Origin of the sequence: Thalassospira australica (assembly GCF_044790785.1) — a bacterium.
GTDB lineage: Bacteria > Pseudomonadota > Alphaproteobacteria > Rhodospirillales > Thalassospiraceae > Thalassospira > Thalassospira australica_A.
Genome location: NZ_CP085258.1, coordinates 4,446,766 through 4,461,123 on the forward strand (window position 1 = coordinate 4,446,766; position 14,358 = coordinate 4,461,123).

At 55.5% G+C, this 14,358-nt stretch carries 12 protein-coding genes; all 12 read left to right on the top strand.

The features are described from left to right. Window positions 1-114 precede the first annotated feature (114 nt). The 12 genes from miaB to infB all read left to right on the top strand — a co-directional run bounded on the left by miaB (window position 115) and on the right by infB (window position 14,349). Window positions 115-1,500, top strand: a complete 1,386-nt coding sequence (miaB, locus tag LG297_RS20715; RefSeq protein ID WP_404426974.1) for a tRNA (N6-isopentenyl adenosine(37)-C2)-methylthiotransferase MiaB — start codon at window positions 115-117, stop codon at window positions 1,498-1,500. After that, window positions 1,497-2,591 carry a PhoH family protein gene (locus LG297_RS20720; RefSeq protein ID WP_404423707.1) on the top strand — a complete coding sequence of 365 codons (1,095 nt, stop codon included), beginning with the start codon at window positions 1,497-1,499 and terminating at the stop codon, window positions 2,589-2,591. The genes miaB and LG297_RS20720 overlap by 4 nt, the downstream gene beginning before the upstream one ends. Then, complete coding sequence (ybeY, locus tag LG297_RS20725; protein ID WP_404423709.1) at window positions 2,575-3,177, top strand: rRNA maturation RNase YbeY; 603 nt, start codon at window positions 2,575-2,577, stop codon at window positions 3,175-3,177. Before LG297_RS20720 ends, ybeY begins: the two co-directional genes overlap by 17 nt. After that, the gene (locus LG297_RS20730) at window positions 3,174-4,154 is read left to right on the top strand and encodes a hemolysin family protein (protein ID WP_404423711.1); all 981 of its coding nucleotides are present in this window, start codon (window positions 3,174-3,176) and stop codon (window positions 4,152-4,154) included. Before ybeY ends, LG297_RS20730 begins: the two co-directional genes overlap by 4 nt. Continuing rightward, a complete protein-coding gene (gene lnt, locus LG297_RS20735; protein ID WP_404423713.1) occupies window positions 4,147-5,727 on the top strand; it encodes an apolipoprotein N-acyltransferase in 1,581 nt (526 codons plus the stop codon). Before LG297_RS20730 ends, lnt begins: the two co-directional genes overlap by 8 nt. A 77-nt stretch (window positions 5,728-5,804) precedes the next feature. Continuing rightward, window positions 5,805-6,299 carry a helix-turn-helix domain-containing protein gene (locus LG297_RS20740; RefSeq protein ID WP_385969967.1) on the top strand — a complete coding sequence of 165 codons (495 nt, stop codon included), beginning with the start codon at window positions 5,805-5,807 and terminating at the stop codon, window positions 6,297-6,299. Window positions 6,300-6,608: 309 nt separating this feature from the next. Continuing rightward, window positions 6,609-7,781 (top strand): methionine adenosyltransferase, encoded by a 1,173-nt coding sequence (gene metK / locus LG297_RS20745; RefSeq protein WP_404423715.1) that lies wholly within the window; start codon window positions 6,609-6,611, stop codon window positions 7,779-7,781. Between the two features lie 133 nt (window positions 7,782-7,914). Further along, window positions 7,915-8,646, top strand: coding sequence for a tRNA (guanosine(46)-N7)-methyltransferase TrmB (gene trmB / locus LG297_RS20750; RefSeq protein WP_404423717.1), 732 nt, complete (start codon window positions 7,915-7,917; stop codon window positions 8,644-8,646). Between the two features lie 246 nt (window positions 8,647-8,892). Next, window positions 8,893-9,432, top strand: a complete 540-nt coding sequence (gene rimP / locus LG297_RS20755; protein ID WP_404423719.1) for a ribosome maturation factor RimP — start codon at window positions 8,893-8,895, stop codon at window positions 9,430-9,432. A gap of 9 nt (window positions 9,433-9,441) precedes the next feature. After that, entirely contained in the window at window positions 9,442-11,004 is a 1,563-nt protein-coding gene (nusA, locus tag LG297_RS20760) for a transcription termination factor NusA (RefSeq protein WP_404423721.1), read from the top strand. Window positions 11,005-11,023: 19 nt separating this feature from the next. Further along, window positions 11,024-11,614: an RNA-binding protein gene (locus tag LG297_RS20765; protein WP_404423723.1), complete on the top strand. Its 591-nt coding sequence runs from the start codon at window positions 11,024-11,026 to the stop codon at window positions 11,612-11,614. Between the two features lie 80 nt (window positions 11,615-11,694). Beyond that, window positions 11,695-14,349, top strand: a complete 2,655-nt coding sequence (infB, locus tag LG297_RS20770) for a translation initiation factor IF-2 (protein ID WP_404423725.1) — start codon at window positions 11,695-11,697, stop codon at window positions 14,347-14,349. Window positions 14,350-14,358 lie beyond the last annotated feature (9 nt).

Genomic DNA, 14,358 nt, shown 5'->3' on the forward strand with positions numbered 1-14,358 from the left:
ATTGGGTTTCATGTAACCGGAATTTCAGATATCGAAGATGTCCGGGTTGCGGTGTGAGTTTTCACACCGCTTTTCGACGTATTCGAGTGAGCAAAAACGGATCCAGACGTGAGCGTGACGAAGAAGCTTTTTGTAAAAACCTATGGCTGTCAGATGAATGTCTATGACAGCCAGCGCATGCAGGATGTATTGGCGCCGCTGGGATACCAGCCGGTCGACGACGCCGCAGGTGCCGATATGGTTATCCTCAATACCTGTCATATTCGTGAAAAGGCTGCCGAAAAGGTCTTTTCCGATCTCGGTCGTATTCGCAAACACAAAAAAGCCAAGGAAGCCAACGGAACAGACAAGATGATTGTTGCCGTTGCCGGTTGTGTTGCGCAGGCCGAAGGGGCCGAATTGATGCGCCGAGAGCCGATGGTCGATATGGTCTTCGGGCCGCAAACCTATCACCGATTGCCGGAAATGGTGGCGCGCGCCAATCGTGCTGTCGGGCGTGACCGTATCATTGATACCGATTTCCCGGCCGAGGAAAAGTTTGACCACCTGCCCCAGCAGGTTTCAAGGCAGGGCTATTCAGCCTTTCTGGCCATTCAGGAAGGGTGCGATAAATTCTGCACCTTCTGTGTTGTGCCCTATACCCGCGGGGCGGAATATTCCCGCCCCGGTGCAGATGTTATCAACGAAGCCCGGCAACTTGTTGCCAAGGGCACGCGTGAAATCACCCTTTTGGGCCAGAACGTCAATGCCTATCACGGCGAAGGACCGAAGGGCGGGGAATGGAGCCTTGGGCGGTTATTGCGCGAATTGTCCGACATCGACGGGCTGGAACGTATCCGCTATACGACCTCGCATCCGCGCGATGTCGATGACGATCTGATTGCCGCCCACCGCGATCTTCCTAAATTGATGCCGTTCCTGCATCTGCCGGTCCAGGCGGGATCGGATCGCGTGCTGCAGGCGATGAACCGCAAACATGACGGTGCAACCTATCGCGAGATCGTTGCGAAACTAAAGGACGCCTGCCCTGATCTTGCACTGTCATCGGACTTTATTGTCGGTTTCCCGGGCGAATCCGACAAGGATTTCGAAGACACGATGCAAATCGTGCGCGATATCACCTTCATTCAGGCGTTCAGCTTCAAATACAGCCCGCGTCCCGGCACCCCGGCATCGGCGATGGAATTGCAGGTTCCCGAACCGGTAAAGACCGAGCGGATAATGCGTTTGCAGGCTCTTCTGGCCGAACAGCAGCTGGCATTCAACAAGAGCTGCCTTGGCAGGGAAATGGATGTTCTGCTCGAACGTTTCGGCAAACTTGACGGCCAGCTTGTCGGAAAAAGCCCCTATATGCAGCCGGTTCATGTCAGCGGTTTGCCGGAATCGGCATTGGGACAGATCGTAAGGTTGAAAATCACCGAAGCGCTGCCTAATTCCCTTGGCGGTGAACTGGTCGATGCCCCGGTTCAAAACCGGGATTCTGAAAGGAAAATTGCGTGACTGCCACCTCAGCCAAGGCAAAAAACACGGCAAAAGCCAAACCCTCGACCAAAGATACCGATCAGATCGAATTTGCAGATAATGCATTTGCCCAGCTTTTGTATGGGCCGCAGGCCGAAAACCTGACCCGCCTTTCCGAAGGCACCGGCGTTCAGGTTTCCAGTCGCGGATCGGTCGTAACCCTTTCCGGACACGGTCCCAAAGTCGCCCAGGCCAAAAAGGTTCTGGGGCAGCTTTATGCGCGTTTGCGTGACAAGGAAATAGATCATGTCGATGTCGAAACGGTCGACGGTGCCATCCGTTTATCCGAACCCGACGAAGCCGATCCGTGGACCGGGCAGACCAAGGATATGTTTGGCGGTTCACGCCTGACCATTCAGACCAAAAAGCGCCGGATTTCTCCGCGCTCCAAGCGTCAGAAAGACTATGTTGAAGCGATGCTTGATAACGAGCTGGTCTTTGGTATTGGTCCTGCAGGTACGGGCAAGACCTATCTGGCTGTTGCGATGGCGGTCCAGTTTCTGATCCAGGGGCAGGTTGACCGTATCGTCCTGTCGCGTCCGGCGGTCGAAGCCGGCGAACGGCTTGGCTTTCTGCCAGGCGATCTGAAGGACAAGGTCGATCCGTATCTGCGCCCGCTTTACGATGCCTTGCACGATACATTACCCGGCGATGTTGTGATCAAGCGCATGGAAAGCGGTGAGATCGAAGTTGCCCCGCTTGCCTTCATGCGCGGTCGGACGCTGGCCCATGCTTTTGTTATTCTCGACGAGGCACAGAACACGACCGCGATGCAGATGAAGATGTTCCTGACCCGTCTTGGCGAAGGATCGCGAATGGTAGTGACCGGGGACCTGACCCAGGTTGATTTGCCGGACGGCACGAAATCGGGTTTGCGTGATGCACTTGAAACCATTGGCGATGTCAAAGGGGTTGTAACGATCAAATTCGATCAGCGTGATGTCGTGCGCCACGCGCTTGTCACCAAGATTGTGCAGGCCTATGACGCGGCAGATGCCCTGCGCGACCGCCTGAAAAAGGGTTATCGCGGTAACAAGGGCGAGGATCAGGTCGATGACCGCACCACTTGATCTGGACCTTGACGTTGAAGCCGGTAGTTGGTCAAAGGTCGAGATCGATGCGATTGAAAATGCAGTGCGCGCAGCCCTTGAAGGGGCCGCACGTGATGGCGTGCTTTGGGAAGAAGACGCCGTGCCGACCGATGGAACACCTGATGAAGGGGATGGTGCGTCGCTTCTTTGCATTGCCCCGGTGATCGAGGTCGGGGTGCGGTTATCCGATGATGCATCGGTCCGGATATTGAACCGTGATTATCGCGGCAAGGACAACCCGACCAATGTTTTATCTTTTGCAGCGCTTGAAAGTGCGGGTGATGCAGCAGATTTCATGATGTCACCTGAGATGCCCCTGATGCTGGGTGATATCGTTATTGCACGTGAAACATGCGAACGTGAAGCCATCGAACAGAACAAGGTGCTGATAAATCACCTTGTTCATCTGACAGTGCATGGCACGCTGCATCTTGTCGGCTATGATCATATGGTTGATGATGAAGCCGAAGAGATGGAAGAACTTGAACGGCAAATTCTTGCCGAACTGGGGATTGATGATCCCTATGAACCGATCGAAGATCAGGATATCGAAACAGGACAATGAACGAGAATAGTCAGCGCGACGACGACCACGACAGTATCAGCCCTCGCCAAGGCGGGGATAATGGTCAGGATTCGGATAACGGGTCCTTATGGGGCAATGTCGCATCGGCATTGGGCCTGAAGCGTGGCAAAGCGCGAAACGGCGAAGCATCGCTTTCCGACACGCTTGAAGAACTTGCCGAGCGCAGTGAGGAAGATGACGAGCCCGTCTCGCTTCATGAGCGGTCGCTTTTTGAAAATATCATCGCCCTTCGCGATATGACCGCCGAAGATGTCATGATCCCGCGCGCCGATATTGTTGCGGTGGAAAAAAACATCACGCTCAACGAACTGGTCGAGGTGATGGTGAAAAAGGCGCATTCCCGCCTGCCGGTTTACGGCGAGTCTATCGATGAAATCGCCGGTATGGTCCATATCAAGGATGTTCTGGGCTGTGTTGCGGCAGGCAAGGAATTCCAGTTGCAGGCCTTGCTGCGTCGGGTGTTGTTTGTATCCCCGGCAATCCGTGTTCTCGATCTTTTGTCCGAAATGCGCCTGTCACGGACCCATATGGCACTGGTGGTCGACGAGTTTGGCGGTATCGATGGCCTGATTACGATCGAGGATCTGGTTGAGGAAATCGTCGGCGAGATTGATGACGAACATGACATTGATCAAACACCGAAACTGATCCGCCTTTCGGATGGCTGCTATATTGCCGATGCGCGTTACGAGGTTGAAGACCTTGAAGAAAAGCTTGGCTTTGGCCTTTTGGACGAGGACGAGGACGAGGATATCGATACGCTGGGCGGATTGGTCTTTTCCCTGGCCGGTCGTGTTCCGGCGCGTGGGGAACTGATCGATCATCCGACCGGTATCCAGTTCGAGGTTCTGGATGCCGATCCGCGCCGGATCCGGCGTTTGCGCATTCACCTGATCCGTACCGAACCGGCCGCGATCAGTGACGAAAATTCCAAACAGGGATCATCCGATGATTGACAGACTGGCGTCGCGCCTGTCCGGCCTTTCGGGCTGGCGCAGGCGTTTTTTATGGCTGGTGTCCGGGGCGGTTGCGGTATTGGCGTTACCGCCTTTCTTCTTTTTACCCGCCTTGCCTGTGGCCTTTGCAGTGCTGCTTTGGTCGCTTGATGGCGTTAAATGCAACAAGGGCGCATTGTCGGCCGGCTGGTGGTTCGGGACCGGGCATTTTGCCGCCGGTTTTTATTGGGTCAGCCATGCCTTTCTGGTCGAGCCGGAAATCTATGGCTGGATGATTCCTTTTGCGCTTCTGGGGCTCGGTGGCGGCCTTGCGCTCTTTCCGATGGTCGCCGTCTGGGCAAGCTGGCGACTGACGCGTGAGATTATCGGCCGGGCGGTGATGCTGGCCGCTCTTTGGGCGGTGGCGGAATTTCTGCGTGGCCATCTGATGACCGGGTTCCCGTGGAACTTGCTGGCCCATATCTGGGCGATTGATCCGGCACCGATGCAGTTTGCCTCGGTTGTTGGTGTTTACGGGCTATCCGTCATTACAGCCCTGTTTGCGACCTTGCCTGCCACCGTCATTGCCGGACGTGCCGGGCGAATTACCGCGATTGCGGGGATTATGATTGCGGTTCTGCTGTGGGGAGGGGGTGCCATTCGTTTGGCGATGATCGGTCCTGAAACAGCCGATGCAGCCATTTCTGACGACCTGCCGATGGTACAGGTCGTTCAGCCGAACATTCCCCAACGCGAAAAATGGATACCGGAACTTCAAGACCAGCATTTTGCCAAATTGTTGCGACTGTCACACCGCCCTGCCGCTATGGATCCGGATCGTAAACGCATCGTGATCTGGCCTGAAACTGCGGCGACATTTTTTGTCGAAACCCAGCCGGTTCGCCGATTGCAGATGGCATCGGTTCTGGATCAGGGCGATATCCTGATTACTGGCGCGCCAAGGACTTATCCGCGCGATACCGATGACTTCAAGGTTTGGAACTCGGTGCAGGTTCTCGATAGTAACGGCGAAATCGTTGCCAGTTTCGACAAGTTTCACCTTGTGCCATTTGGCGAATATGTGCCGTTTCGGGAATGGATACCGATCCCGAAGCTGACGGCAGGACGCACCGATTTCTCCTTTGGTCCGGGACCACAGACACTTGATGTGGCCGGAACGCCAAGTTTCTCGCCGCTGATTTGCTATGAAGTGATTTTCCCGGGAGCTGTTATTGACAATGCAGATCAGCCCGACTGGTTGCTGAATGTGACCAATGATGGCTGGTTTGGTAAAAGTGCCGGTCCTTATCAGCATCTGGCAGCAGCCCGTTTTCGCAGTATCGAGGAAGGGCGTCCGATGGTCCGGGCTGCCTATACCGGCGTGTCGGCGATGTACGATGCTTACGGTCGGGAACTGGCTACACTCCCCTTAAGGGCAGAGGGAGTCATGGTTCACCCCCTTTCGGGGGTGTATAACCATACCACAGTATATTACTTGTGGCGCGATATTCTATTTTACGGTATTGTAACCTTCTTGGCCGTTCTCGTTTTGGGATATAGTAGGTTTTTCAAATCCCTTAAAGCGGCTGTGTAAAGCACCAAACCGCTCCATGATTGTCCCACCAATGAAATAAGAGCGGGTAGGTCGGAGTGTGAGAAGGACAACACAAAATGTCGCCTAAGGATGAAAACACGATGGTCAAAAACACCCGTGGTAGAGGTCGGGGTCGGACCGCAAGCGGCAAGCCGAACCCTGTTGATATTCATGTCGGGGCACGTGTACGCCTGCGTCGGACCCTGCTTGGCATGAGCCAGGAGAAACTTGGCGAGGCCATCGGCCTGACATTCCAGCAGGTACAGAAATATGAACGTGGTGCGAACCGTGTCGGCGCATCTCGCCTTTATGATCTGTCACGCGTTCTGGAAGTGCCGGTTTCGTTCTTCTTTGACGACATGCCTGACGAGATTTCGTCAAAATCCGTGCATGAACGTCGTGAAATGTCGGAAAGCCCGGACCCGTTCGATAACGATCCGATGAACCGTCGCGAAACGCTTGAGCTGGTGCGTGCCTATTACCGGATTACCGATCCGACCCAGCGCAAACGCGTTTTCGAACTGGTCAAATCGATGGGTATTCTGGTTGCAGACAACGAAAACGCAAAATAGAAAACCCTCGAGTAACAATTTAAAAGCGCATTTATGGCTTCCGACCAGATGCGCTTTTTGCTTTTGTAAGGCCATTTTGATCCTTGAAATGCAATTGGCGCGTTACGCTTATGCGTCGATCTTTCTTGACCTGAAAATGTCATTGGGGCAAAACCGCAGTTCAGGCGATATGCCCGATTGGATACGTGGACGGATTTGGACCGCTTGCCACCACGCAAAAAAAGGCTAAGTGGGCGCTATTGATGCAGGCCCGCATCAATGCCCTCCGGTCCAGTTTATGGAACTCCTTTTTCACCGGAGAAGGTTTGAATGTCTCTTTCCGAATATCTTTTTACCAGCGAGTCCGTTTCCGAAGGTCATCCGGACAAGGTTTGTGATCGCATTTCCGATTCCATCGTCGATGCGTTTCTTGCCGCAGATGAAGATTCGCGGGTTGCCGTCGAAACCCTTGCCACGACGAATCGCGTGGTTCTGGCAGGCGAAGTTCGCGGCCCCGAAAGCGTTTCCAAGGAAGTGATGGTCGAAGCCGCTCGCCAAGCCATTCGTGCCATCGGTTACGAGCAGGAAGGTTTCCATTGGAAAACGGCCGAAATCGAGTGTCATGTCCACGAGCAGTCTGCTGACATTGCCCAAGGTGTTGACTCCGCTGGTGAGAAAGACCTCGGCGCGGGCGACCAGGGCATCATGTTCGGTTATGCCTGCAACGAGACAGACGAGCTGATGCCGGCTCCGATCCAGTTCTCGCATCGTATCTTGCGCAAAATGGCCGAAGATCGCCATTCCGGGAAATCTGCGGAGTTTGGCCCGGATGCCAAAAGTCAGGTTACCCTGCGTTATGTTGATGGCAAGCCGGTTGGTGCGACCTCGGTTGTGGTTTCGACCCAGCATGCTGACGGTCTGAGCCAGGCTGATGTCCGTTCGCTGGTCATGCCCTATATCGAGACGATCCTGCCGGAAGGCTGGATGCCGTCGGAAGACGAGATTTACATCAACCCGACGGGCCGTTTTGTTATTGGTGGTCCCGATGGGGATGCTGGCCTGACTGGTCGTAAGATCATCGTTGATACCTATGGTGGCGCGGCACCTCACGGGGGCGGTGCGTTTTCGGGTAAGGACCCGACCAAGGTTGACCGTTCAGCAGCCTATGCCGCGCGTTACCTTGCGAAAAACGTGGTTGCTGCTGGCCTTGCCGAACGCTGCACCATTCAGGTTGCTTATGCGATCGGTATTTCCAAGCCGCTGGCGCTTTATGTCAACAATCATGGCACCGGCAATGTGGATGAAATCAAACTGGGCAGCGTTCTGCGCCAGTTGATGGATCTCAGCCCTCGGGGCATACGCGAACATCTTTCGCTTTGCCGTCCGATTTATACCCCGACATCTGCCTATGGTCATTTTGGCCGCCAGGCAGAAGAAGACGGTCGTTTCTCGTGGGAGCGTACCGATCTGGTGGGCGAACTGAAATCGGCATTCGGCGCCTGACTGGCAGAAATGCCAAAGCGCGATTTGCCAAAATCGTGTGACATGATATGAGGCGGGCGGCCCCGATATGAATTCGGGGTCGCCCGTTTGATTCTTGAGCCCTTTTTTTGAACCCGTCCTGACAGATAAGACAATGCGCAACAGCAATCGCCCGTTACCGACCCCGGATCGCCCGAATTTTTATGGTCGCCGCGGTAGCCGTCCGCTCAAGGATTCGCGCCGCACGCTGGTTGATGAGATGCTGCCGAAAATCGGTATCACCTATCCCGAGCAGGGAGGCGTCGATCCGAACGGTTATTTCGTCAAAAAGCCCGAACAGCTTTGGCTGGAAATCGGCTTTGGCGGCGGCGAACATCTGGCCGGTCAGGCCGAGGCCAATCCTCAGGCCGGTATTATCGGTGCGGAGCCGTTCATGGACGGGGTTGGCAGCCTGCTGCGTCATATTGACGAACGCGGCCTGACCAATGTCCGGGTCATTGCCGACGATTCCCGCCCGCTGCTTTACAAGCTGGTTGATGCCTGTTTTGATCGCGCTTTCCTGTTGTTCCCGGACCCGTGGCCCAAAAAGCGTCATGCGGAACGCCGTTTTATCGGCCCCAAAAACCTTGCTCTTCTGGCGCGTCTTTTAAAAGACGGGGCAGAATTCCGGGTTGCCAGCGATGACATGCAATATATCTCTTGGACCTTGCAGCATATGCATAATCACCCAGATTTCGAATGGCTTGCGGAAAGCCCGGAAGACTGGCGTACCCCACCTGCCGACTGGGTCAAAACCCGGTATGAGCAAAAGGCTCTCCGTCAGGGCAAGAAATGCAACTATTTGCGGTTCCGGCGACGTGCCAGTGCTAGGTTTGGGCCATCCTGAATTACAGAGCATCTAACTGATAAATTTGGGTTACATTGTCGATCTTCCTGACATTGCTGCCATAATGTTCATGGATGTATGAGGAAACCCGCGCAAAGCCCTTGGTTGAAAGGCTTGCAGGGTCAGGATCGTGACTTGATTTCTGGCAAAGTCGGCTGTATAAAGCCGCCAAGCTTTTTGTAAATACTGACAAAGAGTGGGCCCTCCGCCCGCTCTTTTGTGCATTTTGGGGTATGGCATCGCTATATGGCTGAGCTGATCGGACAACAGTTGAAAGACCCGCTGATGATGCGGATCACGGAGATTATCGAACCGTCGATCAACGCGCTGGGTTTCGAGCTGGTGCGTGTCTCCATGATGGGCAAGGACAGCAATGTGTTGCAGATCATGGCGGATCGTGCCGATGGCAACGGCAGTATCAATGTCGAGGATTGCGCCGAAATCAGCCGTACCGTATCTGCCCTGATGGATGTAGATGACCCGATTTCGGGCGCTTATCACCTTGAAGTCAGTTCACCGGGCATCGACCGCCCGCTGACGCGTGCCAAGGACTTTGATGTCTGGCGCGGGTTCGAGGCAAAGGTCGAACTGGTGATGGCCCAGAATGGTCGTCGCCGTTTCAGCGGAAAGCTGGATGGAGTTGAAGATAATGCGGTCGCCCTGATTGTGGATGGCGAACGTGAATTGTTGCCGTTGGCTGATATTGCCAAGTCAAAATTGGTGCTGACGGATGAATTGATCGCGCATGTCACCGGCAAGGGCCGGTCTGACGAAAACGCAGAATAGAGGTTGGATATGGAAGCAACTTCGGGAATGCCGCGGCCGGAACTTTTGCAGGTCGCAGATGCCGTTGCCCGTGAAAAGGGCATTGATCGTGATGAAGTTCTTGGCGCAATGGAGCAGGCCATTCAGAAGGCCGGTCGTTCCAGATATGGCCACGAGCATGACATCCGTGCCCATATCGACCGTAAAACCGGTGAAATCAAACTGGCCCGTTTCGTCGAGGTCACGGATGATATCGAAAACGACTTCACCCAGATGTCGCTCGAACAGGCACGTATTCGCGACGAAAACATTCAGCTTGGCGAATTCCTGATCGATCCGCTGCCGCCGATCGATTTCGGGCGTATTGCTGCACAGACCGCAAAACAGGTCATCGTGCAGAAAGTCCGCGATGCCGAACGCGAACGACAGTTCGAAGAATACAAAGACCGTGCAGGCGAAGTCATCAACGGCGTCGTCAAGCGTGTCGAATTTGGTAATGTTCTGGTTGATATGGGGCGTGCCGAAGCCATCCTGCGCCGCGAAGAACTGATCCCGCGCGAAACCGTACGCCAGGGGGATCGCATTCGTGCCTTCATCCTTGATGTGCGTCGTGAGCAGCGCGGCCCGCAGATTTTCCTGTCGCGTACCCATCCGACCTTTATGGCGAAACTGTTCGCCCAGGAAGTTCCGGAAATCTACGACGGTATCATTGAAATCAAATCGGTTGCCCGTGATCCGGGTTCGCGCGCCAAGATTTCGGTTCAGTCGTCCGACAACTCGATCGATCCGGTCGGGGCGTGTGTGGGTATGCGCGGTTCACGCGTCCAGGCCGTTGTTGCTGAACTTCAAGGCGAGAAAATCGACATCATCCAGTGGTCGCCGGACCCGGCAACCTTTGTGGTGAACGCCCTGGCCCCGGCCGAGGTGACCAAGGTTGTTCTTGATGAAGAAACCAACCGTATCGAAGTCGTCGTTCCCGACGATCAGCTGAGCCTTGCCATTGGCCGTCGTGGTCAGAATGTGCGTCTGGCTTCCCAGCTAACCGGGTGGGATATCGACATCCTGACCGAGGAAGACGAAAGCGAACGTCGCCAGGAAGAAGCCCGTAAACGGGCGGAAATGTTCATCAAGGCACTTGATGTTGATGAAGTTATTGCCCATCTTCTGGTCGCTGAAGGCTTCACCTCGATCGAGGAAGTCGGTTACGTGCCGCTGGCCGAACTGGCAGAGATCGAAGGTTTTGAAGAAGAAATCGCCGAAGAACTGCGTACACGCGCACGTACCTTCCTTGCCGAAGAAGCCGACCGTCTTCAGAAGCGTCGTGAAGAACTCAAGGTTGCCGATGACCTCGTCGAATTTGGCGGGCTGTCGCTGGCAGTTGTTGTTCGCCTTGGCGAAAACAACGTCAAAACCCTTGAAGACTTTGCCGATCTGGCAAGCGACGAACTGATCGAATATATCGGTGATGCGGATAACATGACCATGGATCAGGCCAACGACCTGATCATGGATGCACGTCGTCAGCTTGGCTGGTTCGAAGGGCTTGAAGAAGAAGCTTCCGAAGACAGCGCCGGTGAAGGCGAAGAAGCCTGAGGGCTGATCGGAGGACGCCATGTCGCACCGTAAAGGCGGCAAGGTAGCCGAGGTTCCGGAACGCCGGTGTATCGTCACCGGCGAAGTCCGGTCCAAGGAAGACCTTCTCAGGGTTGTGATCGGACCGGATAATACGGTCGTTCCCGACCTTGAGGAACGGTTGCCCGGACGGGGATTATGGTTGTGCCCGTCGCGGGATGTGATAAATACCGCCTGTGCAAAAAATGCCTTTGCCAAGGCGGCGCGGCAAAAGGTCGTGATTGACCCTGCGCTGGCAGACCGGATCGAGAAGCTTTTGCTTCAGAAAAGCCTCGATCTGCTGTCGCTTGCGCGACGTGCCGGTCAGGCGGTTGCCGGTTACGAAAAAGTCCGGGCCCAAATCGACGAGGGCGCGGCACTGATATTGGCAGCCCGAGATGGTGCTGCGGACGGAAAATCCAAGATCGAGGCGAAGGCCCGGGATCTGCCGATTTATACCGTTCTGGATGCTGCCGAGATTGGCGCGGCCTTTGGTCGCGAGAAAGCAGTACATGTGGCTGTTGCGCCGGGAGGACTGGCAAAGCAGCTGGGTCGCTCGCTCGGGCGGCTAAAAGGATTTCGCGCGGTCTGAAAGCAGGCTTGCGCAGAACGGACAGGACAGGACAGGCAAAGGATGCCGGTCCCGCAGGAAATGAGGAAGTTGGACGGATTATGAGTGATCGCGATCAGGAGAAGAAACCGCTGAGCCTCAACAGATCGAAACTTGAACTGAGCAAGACGGTCGAGGCTGGGCAGGTGCGTCAAAGCTTCTCGCATGGACGGTCCAAATCTGTGACTGTCGAAGTGCGCAAGAAGCGGACTTTCGAAAAGAATGAATCCGGCCGCTTCCGCGAGGTGAAGAAGGACGCTCTTGCCGATCAGCAGCAGTCCGAGGCTCCTGCACCGGCAGCCAAACCCGAACCGGTTGCCAAACCAAAACCGGAACCGGTTGAAGATCACAGCAACCTGACCGATAGCGAGCGCGCAGCCCGTATGGCCGCCCTTAAGGCCGCCGAGGAACGCCGTAAGCAGGAAGAAGCCGACGCTGCCGAGCGCGCGGCACAGGAAAGCAAGCGCAAGGCCGAAGAAGCTGAACGTCGCAAGCAGGAAGAAGCCGAAGCTGCCAAAGTTTCGGCTGATGCCCCGGCGAAAGAAGCTCCGGTTTCTGTCGAAGACGTCGAGAAAGCACTTGAGGCATCGACGACTAAAGGCAAATCCAAGCCGAAGCCTGCTGCTGTTGCCAAGAAACAGGAAGACGTCATTCCCGGCGAACCGGCAGAGCCGCTGGTCCCGGAAGAACGTCGTCGTTCGGATCCGTCCACGGTCAAGCCGAAAAGCCGTAAGGAACTGGACGAGGAAGAAGCCCGCACAGCCGCCGCACGCAAACGCGCCGAGGAAGAAGCCCTTGGCCGGGCCGCGCGTACCAAGGGTGACGAAGGCCGTCGCCGTGGCAAGCTGTCGATCAATAATGCGATGACCGGTGACGAAGGCGGACGCCGTCGTTCGATGGCATCGATCAAGCGTCAGCAGGCCAAAGCAAAGGCTCGCATGCAGGGCCAGCAGAAGCCGAAAGAGAAAATCGTGCGCGAAGTCATTGTTCCGGATGTTATTACCGTCCAGGAATTGGCCAACCGTATGGCTGAACGTGCCGCCGACGTGATCAAGAGCCTGATGGGCCTTGGTGTGATGGCGACCATCAACCAGAGCCTGGATCCCGATACCGCGCAGCTGGTTGTCGAGGAATTCGGCCACAAGATGAAACGCGTATCGGATGCCGACGTTGAAGAAGCGCTGGTATCTGCAGACGATAATGACGATCAGCTGATCGCTCGTCCGCCGGTCGTGACAGTCATGGGTCACGTTGACCATGGTAAAACCTCGTTGCTTGACGCGTTGCGTGCAACCGACGTTGCCGGTGGCGAAGCTGGCGGGATTACCCAGCATATCGGGGCCTATCAGGTCACCATGGCAACCGGCTCGAAGATCACCTTCATCGATACCCCGGGTCACGCGGCCTTTACCGAAATGCGCTCGCGCGGTGCAAAAGTGACCGATATCGTGGTTTTGGTGGTTGCGGCCGATGACTCGGTCATGCCCCAGACGATCGAAGCAATCAGCCATGCCAAGGCTGCCGGGGTGCCGATGATTGTTGCAATCAACAAGGTCGACAAGCCGGGTGCCAACCCGTCCAAGGTGAAAACCGAACTGCTTCAGCACGAAGTCGTTGTCGAGGAAATGGGTGGCGATGTTCAGGCCGTTGAAGTTTCGGCCAAACAGCGCACCGGCCTGACCGAACTTGAAGAAGCCATTCTGCTCCAGGCCGAGGTTCTTGACCTTAAAGCCAACCCGAAACGTGTTGCCGATGGCGTTGTCGTTGAGGCACGTATGGAAAAGGGCCGTGGCCCGGTTGCGACGGTTCTGGTTCAGCGCGGTACGCTTAAAAACGGTGATATCTTTGTCACGGGTGCCGAATGGGGCCGCGTTCGTGCGCTGGTCAACGACCATGGTGTTCGCATCGACGATGCCATTCCGGGTATGCCGGTCGAGGTTACCGGTCTGAACGGCGTGCCGTCTGCCGGTGATGACTTTGTCGTTGTCGAAAACGAAGCAAAAGCTCGCGAGATTTCCGATTATCGTCAGCGTCGCATCCGCGAAACGCAGGCTGCCGCGATGAAGAAATCGGCACTCGAGAACATGTTCTCGACCTCCGGAGAGGTCAAGGAACTGCCGATCCTTATCAAGGGTGACGTGCAGGGTTCTGTCGAAGCGCTTATCGGTACCCTGCAGAAGCTGGGTAACGAGGAAGTCAGTGTTCGCGTTCTGCATAGCGGCGTTGGCGGGATCAACGAGTCCGATGTCACGCTGGCGCGTGCGTCGAATGCGCTGATCATCGGTTTTAACGTCCGTGCCAACCAGCAGGCCCGTGAACAGTCGCGTCGCGATAATGTCGACATTCGTTATTACTCGATCATCTATGATGTTGCAGACGATATCAAAAAGATGCTGTCGGGCATGCTGTCGCCGGAAGTGCGCGAGAAGTTCCTGGGCTATGCGGAAATCCGTGACATCTTTACCATCTCGGGCAACAAGATTGCCGGTTGTATGGTTACCGAAGGTACGGTCAAGCGTGGTGCGGGTGTCCGCCTGCTTCGCGACAACGTCGTGATCCATTCGGGCGAGCTGTCGACACTGCGCCGCTTCAAGGATGAAGTAAAAGAAGTCCGCGAGGGCTATGAATGTGGCATGTCATTCGCCAAGTATAATGACCTGCAGGTCGGCGATATGATCGAATGCTTCGAGCAGGAGGAAATCGCCGTCGAACTGTAAGACGGTGGA